The sequence below is a fragment of the Pseudomonas putida genome, assembly GCF_002741075.1.
Classification (GTDB): Bacteria; Pseudomonadota; Gammaproteobacteria; order Pseudomonadales; family Pseudomonadaceae; genus Aquipseudomonas; species Aquipseudomonas putida_T.
Genome location: NZ_CP016634.1, coordinates 3,265,664 through 3,289,900 on the forward strand (window position 1 = coordinate 3,265,664; position 24,237 = coordinate 3,289,900).

The following is a 24,237-nucleotide window of genomic DNA, read 5'->3' on the forward strand; positions in this document are numbered from 1 at the left end:
CGCGTGGGGATTCAGGCTTTCAACTGGCGCATGCCATCGGCCAGCAGCCAGAGGGCGCGATTTAGTCGGATGTTTTGGTCGATGCCCTGCACCGGGCGGGTTTGCTGTCGGCGCCCGTTGGCGCTGCGGCCACGCAGCCCGCCTTGGGTCAGGTTTTCTTGGGTGCGGTTGAACACGCTCCACAGGTCGGGGCGGCGGTCGTCGAAGCGGCGCGGCATCAGGATTTGCGATTCCGTGATGGGCGCGGGCTTGTCGGGGTCGTCGTACTTGAGGGCGAGCGCGGCGCGGGCGAACACTTCGGATTCGCCATCGTCCAAGGTGATGCCGCGCATGGCATCGCGCGATTCCTTCACCCGATCGAAACCGCTCAAGACTTCGTAAGCCCCCTCAATGACCAGACCGGCCACGTCGCCTTTATGGGGCACTCGCACATCGGCCACGGTGTTGCCGCAGACAAGGCCATTGCTGCACACGAACCGGAACATTCCGGCCAGCATCTGATAGCTGCTGGTGCCGTCGTGCGAGTTCAGCAGCACGATTTCGTTGGCCTCCGCGCCGTTGATCTGGCTGGCATGGCGCAAGCGAATCATGTGTTTGGTGTGCTCGCGCTTGCCTTCGTCGCGCACGCGGGTTTGCGTCACCATGAAAGGCTGGAAGCCTTCTTTGCGAAGCTCGGTCAGCACGGCGGCGGTGGGGATATAGGCGTACCGCTGCGAACGGCTCTCGTGCGGGGCATCCGCGAAGATGGACGGGGCCACGCGGTGAATCTGGTCGTCGGACAGCGGGTAATCGCTGCGCAGCGAGGGGGAGCGGAAAGCGAAACGGGATGCGAGTTGCATGGTCTTTCTCCTGACAAAAGAGGTTTGCTGTTCACACCGCACACCGGATTTCTAGATTCGGAGCCCAGCCTTTCGGCTGTTTGGTGCGGTCGGCACGAGGAACCCGGTTGGCCCTGTTGCCACCGTCTTTCCTGAGTTCATCGCCCGCGCCCAAAGGAGCGCGCGGACGGGGGCCGTCAAGGAGCCAAGCGCAGGGTTGGTGCGGCCCGCAGGCGCAGCCGAGGACACGGCCCTGCGCGCCTTGACGGCACACGGTCGCGGGCTACGGTCGCGGGTAAGGTGATGAAGTCAGGGGAGACGGCTGGACAAGGCAACGGCCATCCCTTTGTGCTGACCGCACGCAAGCGAAGCGCGCAGGCCCGAAGCTGGAAGCCGGGCCGTAGGCGTCAGCGATGCGGAAGGCTGGCGAAGCCAGTCCCGCCAGGGATGAGCGACTAGCGAACCTGGAGCAGCGCGATCCGCGAAGCGGAGACGCAAGAGGACTCTTCGTTTACCATTTGTTTCGCAAGCAAATGATGGGAAAGCAAGAACACGGAGATATAGAGATGATTGTCTGCATCAACCGCCTCAAACAGTTCGGAATCTTCAGCGACTTCAATGGAACGAAGATCCAAAAGTTCGGCCGGTACAACCTGGTCTATGGTTGGAATGGAACAGGCAAGTCAACGTTATCGAATCTATTCTCTTGCTTTGAGCTTCGCTCGATGGTTCCCCGCTTCAGCACGGGCCAATTTTCAGTAGTTCTGGAGGATGGCTCAACGATCACGGAATCCACACTCCACTCATCCCAATTGAATATTCATGTTTTCAATCAACGCTTCGTGCATGAGAACATTGATTGGGACAAATCCGTAAAGAGCATCCTTCTTATTGCGAAAGAGAAGATTGATGACTTGCAGAAGCTGGAGAAGCTGAAGAGCGAGCTTCAGTCGAAAAAGAAGGCTCACGACGACAAGCAAAGCGATATCAAGAAGCAGCGTGAGGCATTAGAGAAGTTCCTGACCAATGCTGCCAAGAAAATGAAGCTTGGACTTCAGGCGATTGATACGAGCGACAGTTATTACTTGAATTACGACCGCCGCAAGCTCTTCAACTTCATACAGAATAACGGCGAGACAATTATCAAGGCGGAGTCGGTTCTTCCAGATGAGAGGGTTATCGACCTTACGAATGCCGCCAAGCCAGATCAGCTTCCAAGCATTGCTTTCGCCTCAACGGCCATTGAGCCGGACTACTTTAAGAAAGCGGCGGGCCGCATCAGAGATTTGATTGGGACTACGGCGGTCAATCAAGCAATCCAGCGGCTGACCGATAACCCGGAAATCCGCGAATGGGTTCAAGCAGGCTTGGAAATCCATAAAAACCACGACTCGCAATCCTGCGAGTTCTGCGGCTCTCCGTTCGCCCAGCTTCGTGCCGAGGCGCTTGCTGCCCACTTCAGCAAGGAGTTCACGGAGTTTCAGAGCCGACTTCAGAACGCGGCGACATGGATTGAATCTCAAGGCGCTCCAGCTAATCAGTTTCCCGCATCGACCGAGTTTTATAAAGAACTATCGGCCGAGGCAGAGAAGCTTCAAAAGGACTACGCAACTGCTGCTGAAAAGATCGACCAGCAAATCGACGCCTGGCGGGAAGCCCTGAAGGCCAAGATCACAGACCCTGGGAAGACAGACATTCAGATCTCGGATGTGGTTGAAGACGATGTCACCAATTTCAATGACATCCTGAAATCGATTGTTGCTCTCGTTGGAAAGCACAACAATAAGACTTCAAATTTCAAATCTGAGACCTCAAAAAGCAAGGTGGCACTGGAGCTTCACTTTGCTGCGGCTGAGGTGCAAGAGTTTGACTATGCTGGAAGTGAGAAGAAGTGCAATGACCTTGAGTCAGAAGCAAAGAACGACCATAAGGAAATTGAAAAAATTAGTCTAGAGGTCGGAGCCATAGAAGCGGCGCTCTCGAATGAAACGGTCGGGGCAAAGGAGTTCAATGACATCCTGCATCGCTTCATTGGCCGCTCTGAGCTTTGCCTGAACTTCAATCAGAAGAAGAAAGGCTATGAGATCATCAGAAACGGGGTTGGTGAGCACGATGGGAATTTGAGCGAAGGTGAGAAAACTGCGATTGCATTTGTCTATTTCATCACGAAGCTCAAAGAAAATGGAAATAACATCAAGGATACGATCGTCGTCGTTGACGATCCGGTCTCAAGCTTTGATTCTAATCACTTGTTTCACGCCTACTCGTTTTTGAGAACGCAATGCACTGAAGCCAAGCAACTTTTTGTGCTGACTCACAACTTCACTTACTTTAAGCTAGTGAGAGACTGGTTCACTGGCACCAATAGGAATCGAGTCAAAAAAGGCAACGCCGAGAATTGCTTCTTTTATCGCCTGGATGCGCCACCTGGCTCCCCTCGTCACTCCCTACTTGTGGATGCCGACGACTCACTCAAGAACTACGGTTCCGAGTACCACTATATCTTCAAGAAGCTCTACGAATATAGGGCGCACACAACACTCAATCGAGATGAGGCGTTCTTGACCGCCAACCTCGCCCGAAAGCTTGTTGAATCGTTTTTCACCTTCAAATATCCAAGGCGTCGAAGCGACATTAGTCAATTGATGGAGGCTGGCCTAAAAGATTGCACCATCACGACACCAGAGCTTAAAGAAAAAATCTACCGCTTTATCAATAAGTATTCACATAGCGACGTTATTGAGATAACAGAGGAATCCGCAGAAAACTTGGCAGGCGAAAGCCACAGCGTCATCGGGAACATCTTCCAGTGGCTGGAAGAGGTGGACAAGAAACATTACGACGAGATGATTCAGGTTGCGACGGCCTGAGCATCAGGCCGCGAGGGCCATAGCTATGCCACCAGGCGCAGCAAAAAGGGGCCGAAGCCCCTTGGGCTAGATCAGCCCATGCTCGGCGAACGATGCCGTTTCGTTGCCCGCAACGATGATGTGATCGAGCACGCGCACGTCCACCAGACCCAACGCTTCCTTGAGCCGCTGGGTCAGCGCCCGGTCAGCCGCGCTCGGCTCGGGGTTTCCGCTCGGATGGTTGTGCGAAACGACGACCGCCGCCGCATTGAGCCGCAGCGCCTCCTTGACCACTTCGCGCGGATACACCGACGCACCGTCAATAGTGCCGTGGAACATCTCCCTGTATTCGATCAGACGATGGCGCGTATCCATGAACAGCACTACGAACACCTCATGCTCGAAGCTGGCCAACTTTGTACGCAAGTATTCCTTGACCGCCGCCGGCGAAGTGAACTCTGCTCCGCGCCGCATTTTCCGGTCAATGACCTGGCGCGCAGCTTCCAGAATGTCGTCGGCCGATGCCGGTAGATAGCGCCCGTGCGCGTCGCGCACCAGCAGACAGGAATCGAACGAGGGAAAGGACAGTTGCGACATGATCGTGCTCCGGTTGCTCGGGCGGAATTGCCCGGAACCGGCGGCAGCACGGCGCAGCGCAAGCAGTCAGGGGTCGCAGACGGCCGCCAGGACGCAAGCGCGCATGGCGCGCGCCGCCCTTGACGGCGAGAACGCCGTGATACGGTGAAGGGAACAGCAAGACCGCCCACACCCGCCCACTGCACAGAGTCGATTTTTGGCAAGCGGAGCGCGCAGGCCCGGATCAACGAGCCGGGACGGAGGCGTCAGTGATGGAAGCCCGACAGGGGCGAGACTCGCGCAGCGAAGCTCGATGCGCAGCACGACAGCGCGACGGCGGCACGCCGGGACGCCCGACTGCTTGGGACAGGACTACTCGTTGTCCGTCTTGCGCTGCTCGATTTGCAACTGCGCCCGTTGCGTTGCCTGTTGCAGCCGCTCCACCAGCACGCCCCTCGGCGGCAAGGCGGTCAGATACTCGGCAACGTGGATGCCGGACTTGTCCAGCTCCAGCAATTCGATCTGCTCGCGCTTCTTGCCGGTGCAAAGGATGATCCCGAGCGGCGAGGCTTCCTCCGGCTCCCGTTCGTGCTTGTCTAGCCACCGAAGGTAAAGCTCCATCTGCCCTTTGTAGGCCGCCTTGAAGTCACCTACCTTCAACTCCACCGCAACCAGCCGCCGCAGCTTGCGGTTGTAGAACAGAAGGTCAAGGTGGAAATCCTCGTCGTCGATCGGAATGCGCTTCTGCCGGGCGACGAATGAGAAGCCCGCGCCCAGCTCCAGCAGGAAGGACTCCATTTCACGGATGATCGCCGCTTCCAAGTCGCCTTCCTGCCAAGTGTCCCGCAGGCCCAGGAAGTCGAGGATGTACGGGTCGCGCATGACCAGGGCCGGCGACATGCGCTGCGCATCGCGCAGGGTCGCCAACTCCTGCGCTATGGTTTCTTCCGGCTTTTGGGAAAGCGCCGTGCGCTCGTACAGCATCGAGTCGATACGCTCGCGCAGCGTCCGCACGCTCCAGCGTTGGGTGCTGGCCATCTGTGCGTAGTAGTCCCGCTGGAGCGGGTCTTTCAGCGGCATCAGGGCGATGAAGTGCGTCCAGCTCAATTCTCGTATCAGTGATACGAGAATTCGCTCGTCGGGGAAGGTGGCGGCGAACTGCACCATGCGGCGCAAGTTCTGCTCTGCAAAGCTGCTGCCGTACTCCTCCACCAACTGCGCAGCCAAGGTGGGCAGAACTTCCTTGCCGTAGGCGCCCCGGCGCCTGTCCAAGACCTGCGTGTGGATGCGTTGGCCGATGCGCCAGTAGAGCATCGTAAGCTCGCTATTCACCGTCGAGGCGGCGCGCAAGCGCGCCGCCTCGATCAGTGCCCGAATGTCGCCCAGCAGCGCCGCGGGCGCTGCGAGCGATGCTGCTGATGGCCGGCGCCCGTTCATGCCACCGCCTCCGCAAGCTGCCGCGCGCCCGTGATGGCTTGGCGGCGGCTGGCCACCAGCTCGGCCGCCTCGCGCACCGGCTTGTCCTCGGTGTGGACGTAGTGCATGAACATCGCCACGGTCTTGTGGCCCGTCAGCTTCATTCCCACTTTGGTCGGCACACCGGAATTGGCAATGTCGGTGGTCGAGCGATGACGGATGCCGTGCGTGCCTACGTGCGGCACGCTGGCGGCCTTGAGCGTCCGGCACCAGCCGCCATAGTGCTCGCCAAAGGTCAGGTGCTTGGCCGGGTCGTTCGGCGACGGCAGGACGTAAGGGCAGCCTTCCAGACGCGGCGCCGTCGAAAGCAGCCGATAGGCTTCCTCGCTCATGGGCTTGGAAATGCCGCCAACCTTGCTGTCGGGCCACACCACGCGCCGGTTCTCGAAGTCCAGCCAGCTCCATTCGAGCGGGCAGATTTCGGAGCGCCGCGCCGCAAACTCGAATTGCAGCCGGATCGCCAACGGGATGACGTAGTTCTCCAGCCCCTCCGCCTCCAGTTTCTCCAACTGGCGGAAGATCCGCACCATTTCCTCGTCCACGATGAGCCGGGTTTCCTTGCCCGGCGGGTACATCGGGACGTGGCGGCACGGATTCGTGCCGTCCGGGCGGAAGCCCCAGACTTCGGCCAAGTTGAACATCTTGCGCAGCACGCCGAAGGTCTTGTTGGCCTCGGTCGGCTTGTAGGCCAGCTTTTCCATGAGCCCCGCAATGTCGGGCCGCTTCACGTCATGCACCTTCTTGCGGCCCAGCAGCGGGATGATGTTGCGGTCGATGACGCCCTGGTAGCCGTCCTGCGTGCTGACCTTGTTGCGCTTCTTGGAGTAGTCCTCCATGAACTTTTTGCACAACTCGGCCATCGTGGGCGCCTTGCGCGCCTCGGCCTTGGCACCGCCGGGATCACCACCCCGGCGAACCTCGGCCAGCCAGTCCTGCGCTTTGACCCGCGCCTGTTCGACGGTTAGCTCCCCGTAGAGTCCCAGCGAGGGCTTGCGGGGCTGGCCAGAGTTCGTGCGGTACTGGAGCATGAACACCCGGCGTCCCGTCGAGGTAATCTTGCAAAGGAAGCCGGGCACGACGGTATCCCGTAGTTCGATGTCCTTCGCCTGGGGTTGCGCCGACTCTACGGCGGTCTTGGTGAGCTTGATCTTTGCCATGATGACTCCTTGGAACGACCCGGATTCCAGGAGCCAGATAGGAGCGGCGCGAGGGAGAACCGGGTCAAGTTTCAGAAAGCACCGGCATATGATGGAAGCGCGTAAGCTATTGATAAACCTGCTGTATCGGGCTACGTCGCAGTCCAGCGAACTACCGGGCTGGAGTCATCGTGAAACAAAAAAACCCGACACTGTCGGGTTTTTTTATGCCTGGCGTTCAGCGAGGCGGTTCAGGTGCAGGGCCGACGAGCTCCTTGAGCCCCTCCCCGGCCAACGACTCGGTGGGCGTGAATACCATCACCTCCAGCACATCGGAATGAAACTCCCGGCGATAAAGAATCAACACCACGCAGACACTGGTGACCATGAACAACCACGGGCTGATGAACCAAGTCAGCATGGCCATTCCGAAGTAATACGAACGCAGGCCGAAGTTGAACTGGTTGGCCGCCAGCGATAATACCCGTGCCGCTCTTGATGCAAATGCCTTACGCTCCAACTCACTGACTTGTCGCTCCCCGATCATGGGCGCGGAGCCCACCAGGACAGCTGCGAAGTTGTACTGGCGCATGCACCAACTGAAAGTGAAGAAGGCATAGACGAACACCATCGCCAGGCCCAACAGCTTGATTTCCGACATGCCCTGGGACGCCTGCTGCACCAACGGGAGGTCAGCCAGCAGCGACAACGCGCGGTCCGATGCCCCAAGGACGGTGAGGATACCCGCAAGAATGATCAGCGTACTGGAGGCGAAGAACGAGGCATTGCGTTCCAGATTACCGATCACGCTGGCATCGGCGATGCGGTTGTCGCGCAACAGCATGCGGCGCATCCAGTCTTCCCGGTACAAGTGCAGCACGCTGGCCAGGCAGGCGGTGTCGCGCCCTTTCCAGATCGCATAGCGGGTATAGCCACCCCAGCAGAGGGCGAACCAGCCGGCGGCCACCCAGTGGCTCAGATTACTTTGAATGAAGCTCATGCGGGCTCCTGATCGTCCACGTCCTGAAAATGTTGAAGACCGCTTTTCGACGCACGATGACGCGAAAAGACACGCCATGGAAACAAAACGAAGCAACAAAAAACCCCGCATCCGAGAGGACGCGGGGTTTGAGTTTCGACCATCGGCTGGCGCCCTTTGGCTTGTGGCCGCCGCCAGCACCCTGGTTTCAACGTATCAGGCCAGCGCCTCGCGAGGCTTGCCCAGCATGCGATCGCATACCACGGACAGACCCAGGGTGATGACCGAAGGCACCAACCAGGCCAGGCCCTGCTCGCTCAGCGGCAGATGGGCCATGGCGTCCGGCAGCATGTGCGCCAGGTTGCTGCCCTTGATGGCATCGACCATGCCGAACAGCAGCGACACCAGCATCACCGGTGCCAGGATGCGCACGGGCGAGTTCCACAGATCTTTGACGAAGCTCAGGCCCACGACCACGATGCAAGGCGGGTAGATGGCAGTCAGCACCGGGATCGAGAACAGGATCAGCTTGGTCAGGCCGAGGTTGGAGATCAGCAGCGAGAAGCCAGCCAGGATCACCACCAGTGCACGGTAGGACAGCGGCAGGATCTGGCTGAAGTACTCGGCACAGGCGCAGGTCAGACCCACGGCAGTAACCAGGCATGCCAGCGCAATCAGCACCGCAAGGAAACCGCTGCCCAGCGAGCCGAAGGTGTGCTGCACGTATGCATGCAGGACGGCTGCGCCGTTGGTCGCGCCCATGGCGATGTCATGGCTGCCAGCGCCCAGGCGGAACAGGCTGATGTACACCAGCGCCAGTCCGACGCCAGCGATCAGCCCGGCGATGATGGCGTAACGGGTGATCAGCTTCGGCGACTCCACACCGCGCGAGCGGATGGCGTTGACGATGACGATACCGAAGACCAGTGCACCCAGGGTGTCCATGGTCAGGTAGCCATTGATGAAGCCCTGAGAGAACGGCGCGGCCACATAGGCCGGCTGCGCTTCGCCGATGGTGCCGGCTGGCAGCGCAAAGGCAGCGATGCCCAGCACGGCCAGGGCGATGATCTTCAGCGGAGCCAGGAAGCGACCGACGGTATCGAGCAACTTGCCCGGATACATCGATACGGCCAGCACAACGATGAAGTAGACCAGGCTGTAGATGAACAGCGCCAGCGGGCTTTCACCCGTCAGCGGTGCCACACCGACCTCGAACGAGACCGTGGCCGTACGCGGGGTCGCGAACAACGGACCTACCGACAGATAGCACACGGCTGCCAGCAGGCCGCCGAAGAACTTGCCGATGGGACTGCTCAGCGCGTCCATGCCACCACCGACCTTGGCCAGGGCGACCACGGTGATGACCGGCAGGCCGACTGCGGTGACGAGGAAGCCAAGGGCTGCCATCCACACATGTGGGCCGGACTGCAAACCAACGATAGGCGGGAAGATGATGTTGCCCGCGCCGACGAAAAGCGCAAACGTCATAAAGCCAAGCGCCAGGATATCCTGGCCTTTCAACACTTTCATTTAGGGTAGTACCACACTGCTGAAATCGGGATTCGAGAAGGGATTTCCCCAGGGGTATGGGAAAATGCTGCCCGGCTTGATAGGCCAGACCCGTTTAGCGTGTCGTTCCCTTTTGGGGGACGGGCACAGAGTGAACGCGTAGGTTAACCGTTTTACCCGGTAAACGCACTGGCACAGGCCTGCTTGTCCGATGTGCGTATGTTCTTGTCGTCTGGATGACTCTGTGACGCTGCTCATGCTGGCAGATGGAATCGACCCCGTCCGCCCGAAAATCCCTATCAAACCAATCGATTTTTCCTACTAATTGCAAAACCTGCCGCTACGCCTCACCTGCTCCAGCAGAACGGCCGGTTCAGGCTTCCTAATCAACCATGCTTCCATGAAGTTTCCTTTCATCCGCTCTTCTGATGTCGGGCGGGATGATCTCTAACGCAGCTAACGCCGGATAAGAGGGAAACAATCTCCTGAAAACGACAAAGGCCACCCGAAGGTGGCCTTTGTGCGCGTGGGGGGTAAAGCGTATTACTTCTTCATTTCCCAACCGGTCAGCTCGGCCAGGGCCTTGCCGATGTCAGCCAGGGAACGCACGGTTTTGACACCAGCGTCCTGCAGGGCCGCGAACTTCTCGTCCGCAGTGCCCTTGCCACCGGAGATGATGGCGCCAGCGTGGCCCATGCGCTTGCCCGCAGGCGCGGTAACGCCAGCGATGTAGGAAACGACAGGCTTGGTCACGTTGGCCTTGATGTAGGCCGCGGCTTCTTCTTCAGCAGAACCACCGATCTCACCGATCATGACGATCGCTTCGGTCTGCGGGTCTTCCTGGAACAGCTTCAGGATGTCGATGAAGTTGGAGCCTGGGATCGGGTCACCGCCGATACCAACGCAGGTCGACTGGCCGAAGCCGGCGTCGGTGGTCTGCTTGACCGCTTCATAGGTCAGGGTGCCGGAGCGGGAAACGATACCGACCTTGCCTGGCAAGTGGATGTGACCTGGCATGATGCCGATCTTGCACTCGCCCGGGGTGATGACACCTGGGCAGTTAGGGCCGATCAGGCGTACGCCCAGCTCGTCGCATTTGACCTTGGCGTCCAGCATGTCGAGGGTAGGAATACCCTCGGTGATGCAGACGATCAGCTTGATGCCGCCGAAGGCAGCTTCCAGGATCGAGTCTTTGCAGAACGGAGCCGGAACGTAGATGACCGAAGCTTCGGCGCCGGTGGCTTCGACAGCTTCCTTGACAGTGTTGAACACCGGCAGGCCAAGGTGGGTGGTACCACCTTTGCCTGGGGTCACGCCGCCAACCATCTTGGTGCCGTAGGCGATGGCTTGTTCGGAGTGGAAAGTACCCTGCGAGCCGGTGAAGCCCTGGCAGATGACTTTGGTGTCTTTATTGATCAGGACGCTCATTACTTGCCCTCCGCAGCTTTGACAACTTGTTGAGCAGCGTCGGTCAGGCTGGTTGCCGCAATGATGTTCAAACCGCTTTCTGCCAGTACTTTAGCGCCCAGTTCGGCGTTGTTGCCTTCGAGGCGAACGACGACCGGAACCTTAACGCCGACTTCTTTCACCGCGCCGATGATGCCTTCGGCAATCATGTCGCAACGAACGATGCCGCCGAAGATGTTGACCAGAACGGCCGCGACATTGCTGTCGGACAGAATGATCTTGAACGCTTCGGTCACGCGCTCTTTGGTGGCACCGCCGCCAACGTCCAGGAAGTTGGCTGGTTTGCCGCCGTGCAGGTTGACGATGTCCATGGTACCCATGGCCAGGCCAGCACCGTTGACCATGCAGCCAATGTTGCCTTCCAGGGCAACGTAGTTCAGCTCGAACTTGGCAGCGTGGGCTTCACGGGCGTCGTCCTGGGACGGGTCGTGGAAGGTCTTCAGCTTAGGCTGACGGTACATGGCGTTGGCGTCGATGTTGATCTTGGCATCGAGGCAGTGCAGGTCGCCGTCGGCCTTGATGACCAGCGGGTTCACTTCCAGCAGAGCCAGGTCGTGATCCTTGAACAGCTTGGCCAGGCCAACGAAGATCTTGGCGAACTGTTGAACTTGCTTGCCTTCCAGACCCAGCTGGAATGCCAGCTCACGACCCTGGAACGGCTGAGCGCCGACCAGCGGATCGATGGTAGCCTTGAGGATCTTCTCGGGAGTTTCGTGAGCGACCTTTTCGATGTCCACGCCACCTTCGGTGGAGGCCATGAACACGATGCGGCGGCTCGAGCGATCGACTACAGCGCCCAGGTACAGCTCTTTGGCGATGTCAGTGCAGGATTCGACCAGGATCTTGGAAACTGGTTGACCGTTGGCATCGGTCTGGTAGGTGACCAGGTTCTTGCCCAGCCACTGTGCAGCGAACGCCTTGGCGTCTTCCTTGCTGCGAACCAGCTTGACGCCGCCCGCCTTACCGCGACCACCCGCGTGAACCTGGGCCTTAACGACCCACTCGGAACCGCCGATCTTGTCGCAGGCTTCTGCAGCTTGCTCAGGGGTATCGACTGCGAAACCCTTGGAAACTGGCAGGCCGTATTCAGCGAACAGCTGTTTACCCTGATACTCGTGAAGATTCATGCTTTTTACCGTCTTCGTTAGGTACTGCGCTTCGGCGCTGCGCCATCACTGGCGCCGCACCACCTGTGACCGTTGACCCCGGGTTTTCCCGTGTGATCCGGTCCGGCGGACGTTCCGCGGTGAGTCTTGCACGCAAGACCCACGACGGGCAGCCCGCCGTGGTTTCTTATAATTAACGCTTCTTACGGTTGGCGACGTGAATGGCACCGCCATTCACAGCCAGCGCTGCTTCGTGCAGCGCTTCGGACAGGGTCGGATGGCTGAAGACCATCATGCCCAGGTCCTCGGCACTGGTGCCGAATTCCATTGCGATTGCGCCTTGCTGAACCAGCTCGGCAGCCGATGGGCCGATCACGTGAACGCCCAGGACGCGGTCGGTCTTGGCATCGGCGATGACCTTGACGAAACCGCCAGTATCGTTGGCTGCCATCGCGCGGCCGCTGGCCGCGAACGGGAAGGTGCCCACGTTAACCTCAACGCCCTCGGCCTTCAAGGCCTGTTCGGTCTTGCCGACCCACGCGATTTCCGGGTGGGTGTAGATGACCGACGGGATCAGGTCGTAGTTCATCTGGGCTTTGTGGCCCTTGATGCGCTCGACGACCATGATGCCCTCTTCCGAGGCCTTGTGTGCCAGCATCAGACCACGGACCACGTCACCGATGGCGTAGACGCCCGGTACGCTGGTGGCGCAGTAGTCGTCGACGTAGATGTAGCCACGCTCGTCGATGGTCACGCCGCTGTCGGCAGCCAGCAGGTCGGTGGTCACTGGACGACGGCCTACAGCCACGATCAGCTTGTCGAAGACGATCTTCTGCTCGCCATTGGCGTCGGTGTAGGTGACTTCGACTTCTTCGCCATTGACCTTCGAGCCGGTCACGCGAGCGCCCAGCTTGATGTCCAGGCCCTGCTTGGTCAGGGTTTTCTGGGCTTCCTTGGAAACCGCGGTGTCAGCGGCCATCAGGAAGGTGTCCAGGGCTTCCAGGACGGTCACCTGGGCACCCAGGCGGGACCATACCGAACCCAGTTCCAGACCGATCACGCCAGCACCGATGACGCCCAGGCGCTTAGGTACCGATTGGAATTCCAGGGCGCCGGTGGAGTCGACGATGACTTTCTGGTCGACCGGAGCCGGTGGAATGTCGATCGGACGCGAGCCGGAAGCCAGGATCACGTTCTCGGCTTCGATGACTTCGGTGGTGCCGTCAGCCTTGGTGACTTCGACTTTCTTGCCAGCCAGCAGCTTGCCGTGACCTTGGATCGAGGTCACACCGTTGGCCTTGAACAGCGTGGCGACGCCACCGGTCAGGTTCTTGACGATGCCAGCCTTGCGGCCAACCATCGCGGCGACGTCCATCTTCACTTCGCCAGTGGAGATACCGTGGACGTTGAAGCTCTCTTTGGCTTCCTTGTACTTCCAGGAGCTGTCCAGCAGGGCCTTGGAAGGAATGCAACCCACGTTCAGGCAGGTACCGCCCAGGGCCAGCTTGCCCTCGGCGTCGGTGTATTTCTCGATGCAGGCGGTCTTGAGGCCGAGCTGAGCAGCCTTGATCGCGGCCACATAGCCGCCAGGACCTGCACCAATCACTACCACGTCGAATTTCTGGGTCATAAAAGATTCCTTTTAAGCTTCAAGCTGCAAGCCGCACGCTGCGAGACGGCGAGCTTCCACGAAGCGTGCCGTTTGCAGCGTGCGACAGTGCGTTAGATGTCCAGCAGCAGACGAGCCGGATCTTCCAGCAGGTTCTTGATGGTCACCAGGAAGGTTACCGCTTCCTTGCCGTCGATCAGGCGGTGATCGTAGGACAGCGCCAGGTACATCATCGGGCGAATGACCACTTGGCCGTTGATCGCCATCGGACGCTGGATGATGTTGTGCATGCCCAGGATGGCAGCCTGCGGCGGGTTGACGATCGGGGTCGACATCATCGAACCGAAGGTACCACCGTTGGTGATGGTGAAGGTACCGCCAGTCATCTCTTCGATGGCCAGCTTGCCTTCACGGGCCTTCTTGCCGAAGGTGGCGATGCCGTTCTCGATTTCGGCCAGCGACATCGATTCGGCATTGCGCAAGACCGGAACCACCAGGCCGCGATCGCTGGAGACGGCGACGCCGACGTCAGCATAACCGTGGTAGACGATGTCGTTGCCGTCGATCGAGGCGTTGACGGCCGGGAAGCGCTTCAGTGCTTCGGTGGCAGCCTTGACGAAGAACGACATGAAGCCCAGGCGTACGCCGTTGTGAGACTTCTCGAACAGGTCTTTGTACTTCGAACGCAGGGCCATGACTTCGGTCATGTCCACTTCGTTGAAGGTGGTCAGCATGGCCATGCTCGACTGGGCTTCGACCAGGCGCTCGGCGATCTTGGCGCGCAGACGGGTCATCGGCACGCGCTTCTCGGTGCGATCGCCTGCGGCGGTGACCACAGGTGCAGCGGCAGCAGGCTTGGCAGCTGGAGCGGCGGCAGGCGCGGCCTTCTTGTTGGCGATGGCAGCAACCACGTCTTCCTTGGTGACGCGACCACCTTTGCCCGTGCCGGCAACCGAGGCCAGGTCGATGCCGTTCTCTTCAGCCAGTTTGCGAGCGGCTGGAGCGGCGACGGGGTCTTCTTCGCCAGCATCGGCGGCAGCGGCAGCCGGAGCAGCAGCGGCCGGAGCGGCAGCAGGAGCAGCCGCCGCGGCGCCTTCAACGATCGAACCCAGGACTTCGTCGGACAGGACGGTGTCGCCCTCGCCTTTGACGATGTCGCCCAGTACGCCGTCGGCGGTGGCCAGGACTTCCAGGACGACCTTGTCGGTCTCGATGTCTACGATCAGCTCGTCACGCTTGACGGCATCGCCCGGCTTCTTGTGCCAGGTGGCAACGGTGCCGTCGGCGACCGATTCCGGGAAGGTTGGGGCTTTGATCTCGATAGCCATTGTCAGTGTTTCCTTAAATTCGGTTTCAGGTGCGCGAAGGCGTTAGACAGTGAAGGCATCCTGCAGCAGTTTTTCCTGCTGCTCGGCGTGCATCGAAGCGTAGCCACAGGCTGGCGCGGCGGAAGCGTCGCGGCCGGCGTATTCCAGGACCAGCGCCTTGTTGTGGCGGGTCAGGATACGGCGCATGTGGTGTTGGCTGCTGTACCAGGCGCCCTGGTTCATCGGCTCTTCCTGACACCAGACCGCGTGCTTGAGGTTGGTGTAAGGCGCCAGGATTTCCACCAGGTCGTCCTCAGGGAACGGATACAGCTGCTCGATACGCACGATGGCGATGTCTTCGCGGCCTTCGGCACGGCGTTTTTCCAGCAGATCGTAGTAGACCTTGCCGCTGCACAGCACGAGGCGCTCGACCTTGGCCGGGTCGAGGGTGTCGACTTCCGGGATCACGGTCTGGAACGAGCCTTCGGCCAGTTCTTCGAGGGTCGAGATGGCCAGCTTGTGGCGCAGCAGCGACTTCGGCGTCAGGACGATCAGCGGCTTACGCAGCGGACGGATGACCTGGCGACGCAGCAGGTGGTAGATCTGAGCCGGGGTGGTCGGTACGCAGACCTGGATGTTGTGCTCGGCGCACAGCTGCAGGTAACGCTCCAGACGCGCCGAGGAGTGCTCAGGGCCCTGACCTTCGTAGCCGTGCGGCAGCAGCATGGTCAGGCCACACAGACGACCCCACTTGTGCTCGCCACTGGTGATGAACTGGTCGATCACGACCTGGGCACCGTTGGCGAAGTCACCGAACTGGGCTTCCCAGATCACCAGCGCGTTCGGCGTGGTGGTGGAATAGCCATATTCGAAGGCCAGTACCGCTTCTTCCGACAGGAAGGAGTCGTACAGCTCGAACTTCGGCTGGCCCGGGAACAGGTTCTGCAGCGGCACGTAGGTGCTGGCGTCCTTCTGGTTGTGCAACACCGCGTGGCGGTGCGAGAAGGTGCCACGGCCGATGTCCTGACCGGTCATGCGGATCGGGTGACCTTCGAACTGCAGGGTGGCGTAGGCCATGGTCTCTGCATAACCCCAGTTGATCGGCAAACCACCGGCCTGCATCTTCTGGCGATCTTCGTAGATCTTCGCGACCTGACGCTGGACGACGAAGCCTTCCGGTAGTTCGAGCAGCTTGGCCGACAGGTCCTGCAGGGTCTTGAGGTCGAAGCGGGTGTCGTGACGCGCGGTCCAGGCATGGCCCAGGTACGGACGCCAGTCGACGAACAGCTCGCGGTTCGGCTCCTTGACCAGGCTCTTGACCACGTGCAGACCGTTGTCCAGGGCGTTGCGGTACTCGTCGATCTTGGCTTGAGCGCGCTCGGCATCGATACGACCGGCCTGGATCAGTGCGTCGGCGTACAGCTCACGGGTGGTGCGCTGCTTGCTGATCTGCTGGTACATCAGCGGCTGGGTGCCGTTCGGCTCGTCGGCCTCGTTGTGGCCGCGACGACGGTAGCAGACCAGGTCGATGACCACGTCACGCTTGAACTGCATGCGATAGTCGATGGCCAGCTGGGTGACGAACAGCACCGCTTCCGGGTCATCGCCGTTCACGTGCAGGATCGGCGCCTGGATCATCTTGGCGACGTCGGTGGCGTACTCGGTCGAACGCGAGTCCAACGGGTTGGAGATGGTGAAACCAACCTGGTTGTTGATCACGATGTGCACGGTACCGCCGGTCTTGAAACCGCGGGTCTGCGACATCTGGAAGGTTTCCATGACCACGCCCTGGCCGGCGAACGCAGCGTCACCGTGGATCGAGATCGGCAGAACCTTGTCACCCACGGTGTCGTTGCGACGGTCCTGACGGGCGCGCACCGAACCTTCCACCACCGGCGAGACGATTTCCAGGTGGGAAGGGTTGAACGCCATGGCCAGGTGAACTTCGCCACCGGGGGTCATCACGTTGGAGGAGAAGCCCTGGTGATACTTGACGTCACCGGAGCCCAACTCGTTCATCTTCTTGCCTTCGAACTCGTCGAACAGCTCGCGCGGGTTCTTGCCGAAGGTGTTGACCAGCACGTTCAGACGGCCGCGGTGGGCCATGCCGATCACGACCTCCTTGGTGCCATAGGAGCCGGAGCGCTGGATCATTTCGTCCAGCATCGGGATCAGGCTTTCGCCGCCCTCGAGGCCGAAGCGCTTGGTGCCTGGGTACTTGGTGCCCAGGTATTTTTCCAGGCCTTCGCCCGCAGTGACACGCTCGAGCAGGTGGGTCTGCACGTCGGCGGAGAATTCAGGACGGCCACGTACGCTTTCCAGACGCTGCTGGAACCAGCTGCGCTGCTCGGAATCGACGATGTGGGTGAACTCGGCGCCGATGGTGCGACAATATGTCTTCTGCAGCGCATCGAAAATTTCGCGTAGGCTCGCTTCCTCCTTGCCGATGAACAGGTCGCCGGCACGGAAGGTCGTATCAAGATCGGCATTGGTCAAGCCGTAGTGATTGATCGACAGGTCTACGGGCGCAGGACGCTGCCACAACCCCAACGGGTCGAGCTTGGCAGCCTGATGGCCGCGCATACGATAGGCCTGGATCAGTCGCAGAACTTCAACCTGCTTCTTCTCGTGTTCACTGCTCACGCTCCCGGCGGAAACCGGTTGGGCGCGGCGCTGGTTCTTTGCCAGCAGTACGAAATGGTCGCGGATTGTAGAGTGCGATACATCGGTAGCGGTGCTGCCGTCGGCGGGCAACTTCTGGAAGTAGGTGCGCCACTCTTCTGGCACAGCGTTAGGGTCGTGCAGGTAGAGCTCATAAAGCTCTTCCACATATGCAGCGTTACCACCTGAAAGGTGGGCGCTTTCCCACATGCGCTGCATCACGCTTTCTTGCATGCTTGGTCACCCTCGGTTAGGGGACTGATCGGCAAGAGCCACAGCAAACCTGGAAAAGTCCGAACACAGCGACTGAACCACGCCACCTGGATCCTGCTGATTTTCCGGGTACCAGCCCGGAAGCCCCTGCTGGTCTCATATCTTCATAGGTAATGAGCGCAGGCTTTGTGAGCCCTTGCTCGGGTTTTACCTTGGCGCGAGCTCAGCGCCCGCACCTCGGCTTACTGCTGGTGCAACATTTTTGAATCAGGTGCCGCTTTGCAGCAGCATGTTACGTACGTGACCGATTGCCTTGGTCGGGTTCAGACCTTTCGGGCAAACGTTTACGCAGTTCATGATCCCGCGGCAGCGGAATACGCTGAACGGGTCATCCAGGGACGCCAGGCGCTCCTGAGTCTTGGTATCGCGGCTGTCGGCCAGGAAGCGGTAGGCCTGCAGCAGCGCAGCGGGGCCCAGGAACTTGTCCGGGTTCCACCAGAACGATGGGCAGGAGGTCGAGCAGCAAGCGCACAGGATGCACTCGTACAGACCGTCCAGCTTGTCGCGGTCTTCCGGCGACTGCAGACGCTCGATGGCCGGGGCCGGGGTGTCGTTCTGCAGGAACGGCTTCACCTTCTCGTACTGCTTGTAGAAGATGCTCATGTCGACGACCAGGTCACGAATGACCGGCAGCCCCGGCAGCGGACGCAGAACCAGCTTGTTGCCCTTGACCACCGACGACAGCGGGGTGATGCAGGCCAGGCCGTTCTTGCCGTTGATGTTCATGCCATCGGAGCCGCAAACGCCTTCACGGCAGGAGCGACGGTACGAGAAGCCCTCGTCCTGCTCCTTGATCAGTGCCAGCACGTCCAGGACCATCAGATCCTTGCCACCGGTGTCGACCTGGAAGGTCTGCATCTTCGGCGCCGAATCGGTGTCCGGGTTGTAACGATAAACTTCGACTTGCAACATAGCGGCCACCCTTAGTAAGTCCGGACTTTTGGTTCGAAGGCAGGAACTGTCTTCGGCGCAAAGTTGACGCCACGCTTGGCGACGCGCTTCTCACCCGGGTAGTACAGGGTGTGGCACAGCCAGTTTTCGTCGTCACGGTCTTCATAGTCTTCACGGGCGTGAGCGCCGCGGGACTCTTTACGGGCTTCGGCCGCGATGGCGGTAGCTTCGGCGACTTCCAGCAGGTTCTGCAGCTCCAGCGCTTCGATACGCGCGGTGTTGAAGGCCTGGGACTTGTCGTTGATCTTGACGTTGGCGATACGCTCGCGCAGGCCAGCCAGCTGAGCGATACCCTTCTGCATGTATTCACCAGTACGGAATACACCGAAGTAGTTCTGCATGCAGCTCTGCAGCTCGCGCTTGAGGCTGGCAACGTCTTCGCCAGTGGTGCGCTCGTTGAGCTTGTTCAGTCGGTTCAGGGCAACGTCGACGTCGGTGTCGCTGGCGTCACGGTACTCGACACCTTCAGTCAGCGCCTTCTCCAGGTGCAGGCCGGCGGCGCGACCGAAGACCACCAGGTCCAGCAGCGAGTTGCCACCCAGGCGGTTGGCACCGTGAACCGATACGCACGCCACTTCACCCACGGCGAACAGACCCGGGATGATGTGATCCTTGCCTTCGGCGTCCATGGTGATGGCCTGGCCATGAATGTTGGTGGCGATACCACCCATCATGTAGTGGCAGGTCGGGATGACCGGAACCGGCGCGACCACTGGGTCGACGTGGGCGAAGGTCTTGGACAGTTCGCAGATACCCGGCAGGCGGCTGTGCAGCACTTCCTCGCCCAAGTGATCCAGCTTCAGCAGTACGTGGTCCTTGTTCGGGCCCACGCCGTTGCCGGCGATAATTTCCTTGACCATGGAGCGAGCGACAACGTCGCGACCGGCCAGGTCTTTCGCGTTCGGCGCGTAACGCTCCATGAAGCGCTCGCCGTGGGCGTTGATCAGGTAGCCACCCTCACCGCGGCAACCCTCGGTGACCAGCACACCGGCGCCGGCGATGCCGGTCGGGTGGAACTGCCACATTTCGATGTCCTGCACCGGCACGCCGGCACGCAGGGCCATGCCGACACCGTCACCGGTGTTGATCAGGGCGTTGGTGGTCGAGGCGTAGATACGGCCCGCACCGCCAGTGGCCAGAACGGTGGCCTTGGACTTGATGTACAGGGTTTCGCCGGTTTCGATGCAAATTGCGATCACACCGACGAAAGCGCCGTCCTGGTTCTTCACCAGGTCAACGGCGTAGTACTCGTTGAGGAAGGTGGTGCCTGCCTTCAGGTTGCCCTGGTACAGGGTGTGCAGCAGCGCGTGACCGGTACGGTCGGAAGCGGCGCAGGTACGGGCGGCCTGACCACCCTTACCGAAGTCCTTGGACTGGCCACCGAATGGACGCTGGTAAATACGGCCGGTTTCGGTACGCGAGAACGGCAGGCCCATGTGGTCCAGCTCGAAGACCGCAGCCGGGCCTTCCTGACACATGTATTCGATAGCGTCCTGGTCACCGATGTAGTCGGAGCCCTTGACGGTATCGTACATGTGCCAACGCCAGTCGTCGTTCGGGTCGGCCGAAGCGATGGCGCAGGTGATGCCGCCCTGGGCGGATACAGTGTGCGAACGGGTCGGGAAGACCTTGGTGACTACGGCAGTCTTGTGACCGCCCTGGGCCAGCTGCAGCGCAGCGCGCATGCCGGCACCGCCGCCACCGATGATGATGGCGTCGAAAGAAATGGTTGGAATGCTAGCCATGGATCAGATACCCCAGAGAATCTGCACACCCCAGACGAAGTACGCGAACATCGCAACGCCGCATACAGCCTGGAACAGGAAACGAATCGCAGTCGCCGACTTGCCGAAGGACATCGGCGTCAGGTAGTCGGTGGCAATGGTCCACATGCCGACCCAGGCGTGAGCGCCCAGGGCAACGAGTGCCAGCAGACTGAAGATACGCATCGCGTTGTTGGAGAACAGACCGTGCCACTGGGCATAGTCGAGACCCGGGTGAGCGGCGACGTAGCCGATCAGGAAGATGAAGTAAGCCGCGAGAACGACCGCAGATACGCGCTGCGCCATCCAATCATAGAGGCCCGAACGCGACAGGTTCGTGACATTAGTTACCATACCCAAACTCCCGCCAGAACGATCAGCACCACGGAGATGACGATCACGATTTTCGAGCCCAGCTTGCCGCCCTCGAGCGTCTCACCGACACCCATGTCCATGATCAGGTGACGTACACCTGCAACGAGGTGGTACAGCAGGCCGGACAGCAGGCCCCAAGTCACCAGCTTGGCCAGCGGACTGGTCAGACACGCCTTCACCTCGGCAAAGCCCTCCTCAGAACCCAGCGACTTGCCCAATGCGTAAAGCATGATGGCCAGGCCAAGGAACAGGATGACGCCGGAGATACGGTGAAGAATGGACGTGTACGCGGTGATCGGGAGTTTGATGGTCCTTAGGTCTAGGTTTACAGGTCGTTGGCTTTTCACGGCTTTTTTCACACTGAAGAGCCCCTAGCTAACAGGGCAAAGTTGTTGGTAAGTGTACTGGTCAGGTACCCACCACCCAGGGAGCGACGACCCCCAGCGGAACGGGCTTGCAAGCCCCTGGCGGTCGGTTGCGGAGTATAGACAGTTAGGCTGCTCATGACAACGTGAGGGGCTAGCCCAAATAGCGCATTGCCTTTAACGAACAAAAGGCGTAAACGGGCGAGAATTTCGTGAAAAATCAGGGCTCAGAGGGCGTTTCAACCAGCCTTTAGGCAAATTGACATTCGAATTTATCCCTCTATAGTGGTGCGGGCCCTGCGTGGGGGGTCTGTCTGATGATTTCAAGCATTAATAGGAGGCCACATGGCTGACAAAAAAGCGCAGTTGGTCATCGAGGGCGCAGCCCCCGTCGAGCTGCCCATTTTAACCGGCACCGTTGGTCCCGATGTTATCGACGTCCGCGGGTTGGGGGCTACTGGTCACTTCACCTTCGACCCTGGCTTCATGGCGACTGCGTCCTGCGAGTCGAAGATCACCTACATCGATGGTGACAAGGGTGTCCTGCTGCACCGCGGCTACCCGATCGAACAGCTCGCCGAGAAATCGGACTACCTGGAAACCTGCTACCTGCTGCTCAACGGCGAACTGCCGAACGCCGAGCAGAAGGCCCAGTTCGTCAGCACCGTGAAAAACCACACCATGGTTCACGAGCAGCTGAAATCCTTCTTCAACGGCTTCCGCCGCGACGCTCACCCGATGGCGGTGATGTGCGGTGTGGTCGGCGCCCTGTCGGCGTTCTATCACGACTCCCTGGACATCAACAACCCGCAGCATCGCGAGATCTCCGCGGTGCGCCTGGTCGCGAAAATGCCGACCCTGGCCGCGATGGTCTACAAGTACTCCATGGGCCAGCCGATGATGTATCCGCGCAACGACCTGTCGTACGCGGAAAACTTCCTGCACATGATGTTCAACACACCGTGCGAGATCAAACCGATCAGCCCGGTGCTCGCCAAGGCAATGGACCGGATCTTCATCCTCCACGCCGACCACGAGCAGAACGCCTCCACCTCCACCGTGCGCCTGGCAGGCTCCTCGGGCGCCAACCCGTTCGCCTGTATCGCCGCGGGCATCGCTGCCCTGTGGGGTCCGGCCCACGGCGGCGCCAACGAAGCGGTACTGACCATGCTCGATGAAATTGGCGATGTCTCCAACATCGACAAGTACATCGCTAAGGCCAAGGACAAGAACGATCCGTTCAAGCTCATGGGCTTCGGTCACCGCGTGTACAAGAACCGCGACCCGCGCGCTACCGTAATGAAGAAGACCTGCGACGAAGTTCTGAGCGAACTGGGCATCAAAAACGACCCGCAGCTCGAATTGGCCATGCGCCTGGAAGAGATCGCCCTGACCGATCCGTACTTCATCGAGCGCTCGCTGTACCCGAACGTCGACTTCTACTCCGGCATCATCCTGAAGGCGATCGGCATTCCAACCAGCATGTTCACCGTGATCTTCGCCCTGGCACGTACCGTCGGCTGGATCTCCCACTGGAAGGAAATGCTCTCCAGCCCGTACAAGATTGGCCGCCCGCGCCAGCTGTACACTGGCCACGAGCAGCGCGACATCGTCGACCTGAAAGACCGCAAGTAAGCTCATCGAGCCGAACGTAAAAAAGGCTGCCCTTGGGGCAGCCTTTTTTATGGCGCTTGTCCCGTCCTGAATAAGGTTTACACCTCCCATCCCGAATTTCCGGAGAGTCAGATGGAGCAAGGTGTAAAGCGCACACAGCGAGATTACTCACTGTCTTTTAAATTGGCGGTGGTTGATCAGATTGAAAAAGGCGAGATGACCTACGGCCAGGCCCAGGAACGGTATGGCATCCAGGGTCGATCGACGGTTCTGGTATGGTTGCGTAAGCACGGTCGGCAGGATTGGAGCCAAGGGGCATCGATCCGAGCCGAGAGGAGCTGCGCGATGTCTGACCCCAAACCGCTCACTCCAGAGCAGCGGATCAAAGAGCTTGAGCAGCAGCTTGAGCTGATGAGCCAGAAGGCCCAGTTCTTCGAGACGGTCGTCGATGTTCTGAAAAATGACTATGGTGTTTCGGTCGTAAAAAAGCGATCCGGCAAGTCCTCTCGCAAGGTCAAGTCGCAGGACTGAGCATTGCCAGGGCTTGTCAGTTTCTAGGCATCAGTCGACAGGCTTACTACAAACGCAACCGAGCCGCTGATGGCAAAGAGCGCCAGGCAGACCGGGTGGTTAAGTTTGTTCAGCAAGTCCGGATGCGCCAGCCTCGTCTGGGTACACGCAAGCTGCACTATCTGCTGCATTGCCAGCCTGACAGACGACTCCAGATCGGCCGAGATAGGCTGTTCCAAGTCTTGGGAGAGCGCCGTTTGCTCGTACTGCCTAAGCGGGCCTACCACAAGACAACACAAAGCTTTCATCGCTTCTACCGCCACCCCAACTTACTCAAGCCCGGGCCAAGCCAGATTGTTCCGACAAGGCCGGAACATGTCTGGGTGGCCGACATTACTTACCTGCCCGCACGTAACGGCCCGCTATACCTGAGCCTGATAACGGATGCGTACTCCAGGAAAATCGTTGGCCACCACGTCCATGAAAGCCTGCATGCCGAGTCAGTGGCGCAAGCTTTCAAGCAGGCACTACGAAAGCGACGTCGTCGCCAGCCATTAGTCCACCATTCGGATCGAGGCATCCAATATTGCTCGGCGCTATACCAGTCACTGCATCAACGGCACGGCGTTCAGTGCTCCATGACTGATGGGTATGACTGCTACCAGAACGCGCTGGCCGAGCGAATCAACGGAATCCTCAAGATGGAGCTGCTGTTGAGTAGCCCTGCAGATTTGGAGCAAGCGAGACAGATGGTTGACGAGGCAGTGCAGATCTACAACACAGAACGGCCTCATATGGCCCTGAAAAACAAAACGCCCGATGCTGTGCATCGGGCGTTTTGAGGCCTGTCGGCCTACCTGAACAGGTGTAAACCTATTTCAGGACTAGACAGC

General features: G+C 59.8%; 18 protein-coding genes. 3 read left to right on the top strand and 15 right to left on the bottom strand.

Annotated elements, in window-relative coordinates; translation table 11 throughout:
- Positions 1 to 11: 11 nt before the first annotated feature.
- Positions 12 to 839: a DUF932 domain-containing protein gene (locus IEC33019_RS15405; RefSeq protein ID WP_003092327.1), complete on the bottom strand. Its 828-nt coding sequence runs from the start codon at positions 837 to 839 to the stop codon at positions 12 to 14.
- Positions 840 to 1,231: 392 nt separating this feature from the next.
- Here IEC33019_RS15405 and IEC33019_RS15410 point away from each other — a divergent pair, with 392 nt between their 5' ends.
- Positions 1,232 to 3,688 carry an ATP-binding protein gene (locus IEC33019_RS15410; protein ID WP_001223964.1) on the top strand — a complete coding sequence of 819 codons (2,457 nt, stop codon included), beginning with the start codon at positions 1,232 to 1,234 and terminating at the stop codon, positions 3,686 to 3,688.
- A gap of 66 nt (positions 3,689 to 3,754) precedes the next feature.
- On the opposite strand, the gene radC is transcribed toward IEC33019_RS15410, so the two are convergent.
- From radC to sdhC, 14 genes are all read right to left on the bottom strand, one after another.
- Positions 3,755 to 4,264, bottom strand: coding sequence for a RadC family protein (gene radC, locus IEC33019_RS15415; protein WP_003092330.1), 510 nt, complete (start codon positions 4,262 to 4,264; stop codon positions 3,755 to 3,757).
- Positions 4,265 to 4,615: 351 nt separating this feature from the next.
- On the bottom strand, positions 4,616 to 5,680 hold the full coding sequence (locus IEC33019_RS15420; protein ID WP_003092331.1) for a PDDEXK nuclease domain-containing protein: 1,065 nt from the start codon (positions 5,678 to 5,680) through the stop codon (positions 4,616 to 4,618).
- Positions 5,677 to 6,876 (bottom strand): tyrosine-type recombinase/integrase, encoded by a 1,200-nt coding sequence (locus IEC33019_RS15425; protein ID WP_001062689.1) that lies wholly within the window; start codon positions 6,874 to 6,876, stop codon positions 5,677 to 5,679. Before IEC33019_RS15425 ends, IEC33019_RS15420 begins: the two co-directional genes overlap by 4 nt.
- Before the next feature lie 217 nt (positions 6,877 to 7,093).
- Complete coding sequence (locus IEC33019_RS15430; protein ID WP_070092882.1) at positions 7,094 to 7,855, bottom strand: DUF599 domain-containing protein; 762 nt, start codon at positions 7,853 to 7,855, stop codon at positions 7,094 to 7,096.
- 195 nt (positions 7,856 to 8,050) lie between these two features.
- Complete coding sequence (gene brnQ, locus IEC33019_RS15435) at positions 8,051 to 9,364, bottom strand: branched-chain amino acid transport system II carrier protein (protein ID WP_070092883.1); 1,314 nt, start codon at positions 9,362 to 9,364, stop codon at positions 8,051 to 8,053.
- Between the two features lie 522 nt (positions 9,365 to 9,886).
- Positions 9,887 to 10,771 (bottom strand): succinate--CoA ligase subunit alpha, encoded by an 885-nt coding sequence (gene sucD, locus IEC33019_RS15440; RefSeq protein ID WP_043211414.1) that lies wholly within the window; start codon positions 10,769 to 10,771, stop codon positions 9,887 to 9,889.
- Positions 10,771 to 11,937, bottom strand: coding sequence for an ADP-forming succinate--CoA ligase subunit beta (sucC, locus tag IEC33019_RS15445; protein WP_011534748.1), 1,167 nt, complete (start codon positions 11,935 to 11,937; stop codon positions 10,771 to 10,773). Before sucC ends, sucD begins: the two co-directional genes overlap by 1 nt.
- 172 nt (positions 11,938 to 12,109) lie before the next feature.
- Complete coding sequence (gene lpdA, locus IEC33019_RS15450) at positions 12,110 to 13,546, bottom strand: dihydrolipoyl dehydrogenase (protein ID WP_043211417.1); 1,437 nt, start codon at positions 13,544 to 13,546, stop codon at positions 12,110 to 12,112.
- A gap of 92 nt (positions 13,547 to 13,638) precedes the next feature.
- Positions 13,639 to 14,853 carry a 2-oxoglutarate dehydrogenase complex dihydrolipoyllysine-residue succinyltransferase gene (gene odhB, locus IEC33019_RS15455; RefSeq protein WP_070092884.1) on the bottom strand — a complete coding sequence of 405 codons (1,215 nt, stop codon included), beginning with the start codon at positions 14,851 to 14,853 and terminating at the stop codon, positions 13,639 to 13,641.
- Positions 14,854 to 14,895: 42 nt separating this feature from the next.
- The gene (locus tag IEC33019_RS15460; RefSeq protein ID WP_070092885.1) at positions 14,896 to 17,727 is read right to left on the bottom strand and encodes a 2-oxoglutarate dehydrogenase E1 component; all 2,832 of its coding nucleotides are present in this window, start codon (positions 17,725 to 17,727) and stop codon (positions 14,896 to 14,898) included.
- Between the two features lie 246 nt (positions 17,728 to 17,973).
- Complete coding sequence (locus IEC33019_RS15465; protein WP_043211423.1) at positions 17,974 to 18,678, bottom strand: succinate dehydrogenase iron-sulfur subunit; 705 nt, start codon at positions 18,676 to 18,678, stop codon at positions 17,974 to 17,976.
- Positions 18,679 to 18,689: 11 nt separating this feature from the next.
- Positions 18,690 to 20,462, bottom strand: a complete 1,773-nt coding sequence (sdhA, locus tag IEC33019_RS15470) for a succinate dehydrogenase flavoprotein subunit (RefSeq protein WP_070092886.1) — start codon at positions 20,460 to 20,462, stop codon at positions 18,690 to 18,692.
- A 3-nt stretch (positions 20,463 to 20,465) separates the two neighbouring features.
- Positions 20,466 to 20,834 (bottom strand): succinate dehydrogenase, hydrophobic membrane anchor protein, encoded by a 369-nt coding sequence (gene sdhD, locus IEC33019_RS15475; protein WP_070092887.1) that lies wholly within the window; start codon positions 20,832 to 20,834, stop codon positions 20,466 to 20,468.
- Positions 20,828 to 21,214: a succinate dehydrogenase, cytochrome b556 subunit gene (gene sdhC, locus IEC33019_RS15480; protein ID WP_023628897.1), complete on the bottom strand. Its 387-nt coding sequence runs from the start codon at positions 21,212 to 21,214 to the stop codon at positions 20,828 to 20,830. The genes sdhD and sdhC overlap by 7 nt, the downstream gene beginning before the upstream one ends.
- 351 nt (positions 21,215 to 21,565) lie before the next feature.
- On the opposite strand from sdhC, the gene gltA reads away from it, so the two are divergent.
- Both gltA and IEC33019_RS15490 read left to right on the top strand, forming a co-directional pair.
- Complete coding sequence (gltA, locus tag IEC33019_RS15485) at positions 21,566 to 22,855, top strand: citrate synthase (RefSeq protein ID WP_043211428.1); 1,290 nt, start codon at positions 21,566 to 21,568, stop codon at positions 22,853 to 22,855.
- A 111-nt stretch (positions 22,856 to 22,966) separates the two neighbouring features.
- A protein-coding gene (locus tag IEC33019_RS15490) for an IS3 family transposase (RefSeq protein WP_099593083.1) occupies positions 22,967 to 24,186 on the top strand; the annotation gives its coding sequence in 2 pieces (ribosomal slippage) (positions 22,967 to 23,315 and positions 23,315 to 24,186; 1,221 coding nt in all).
- The last annotated feature ends 51 nt before the right edge of the window (positions 24,187 to 24,237 follow it).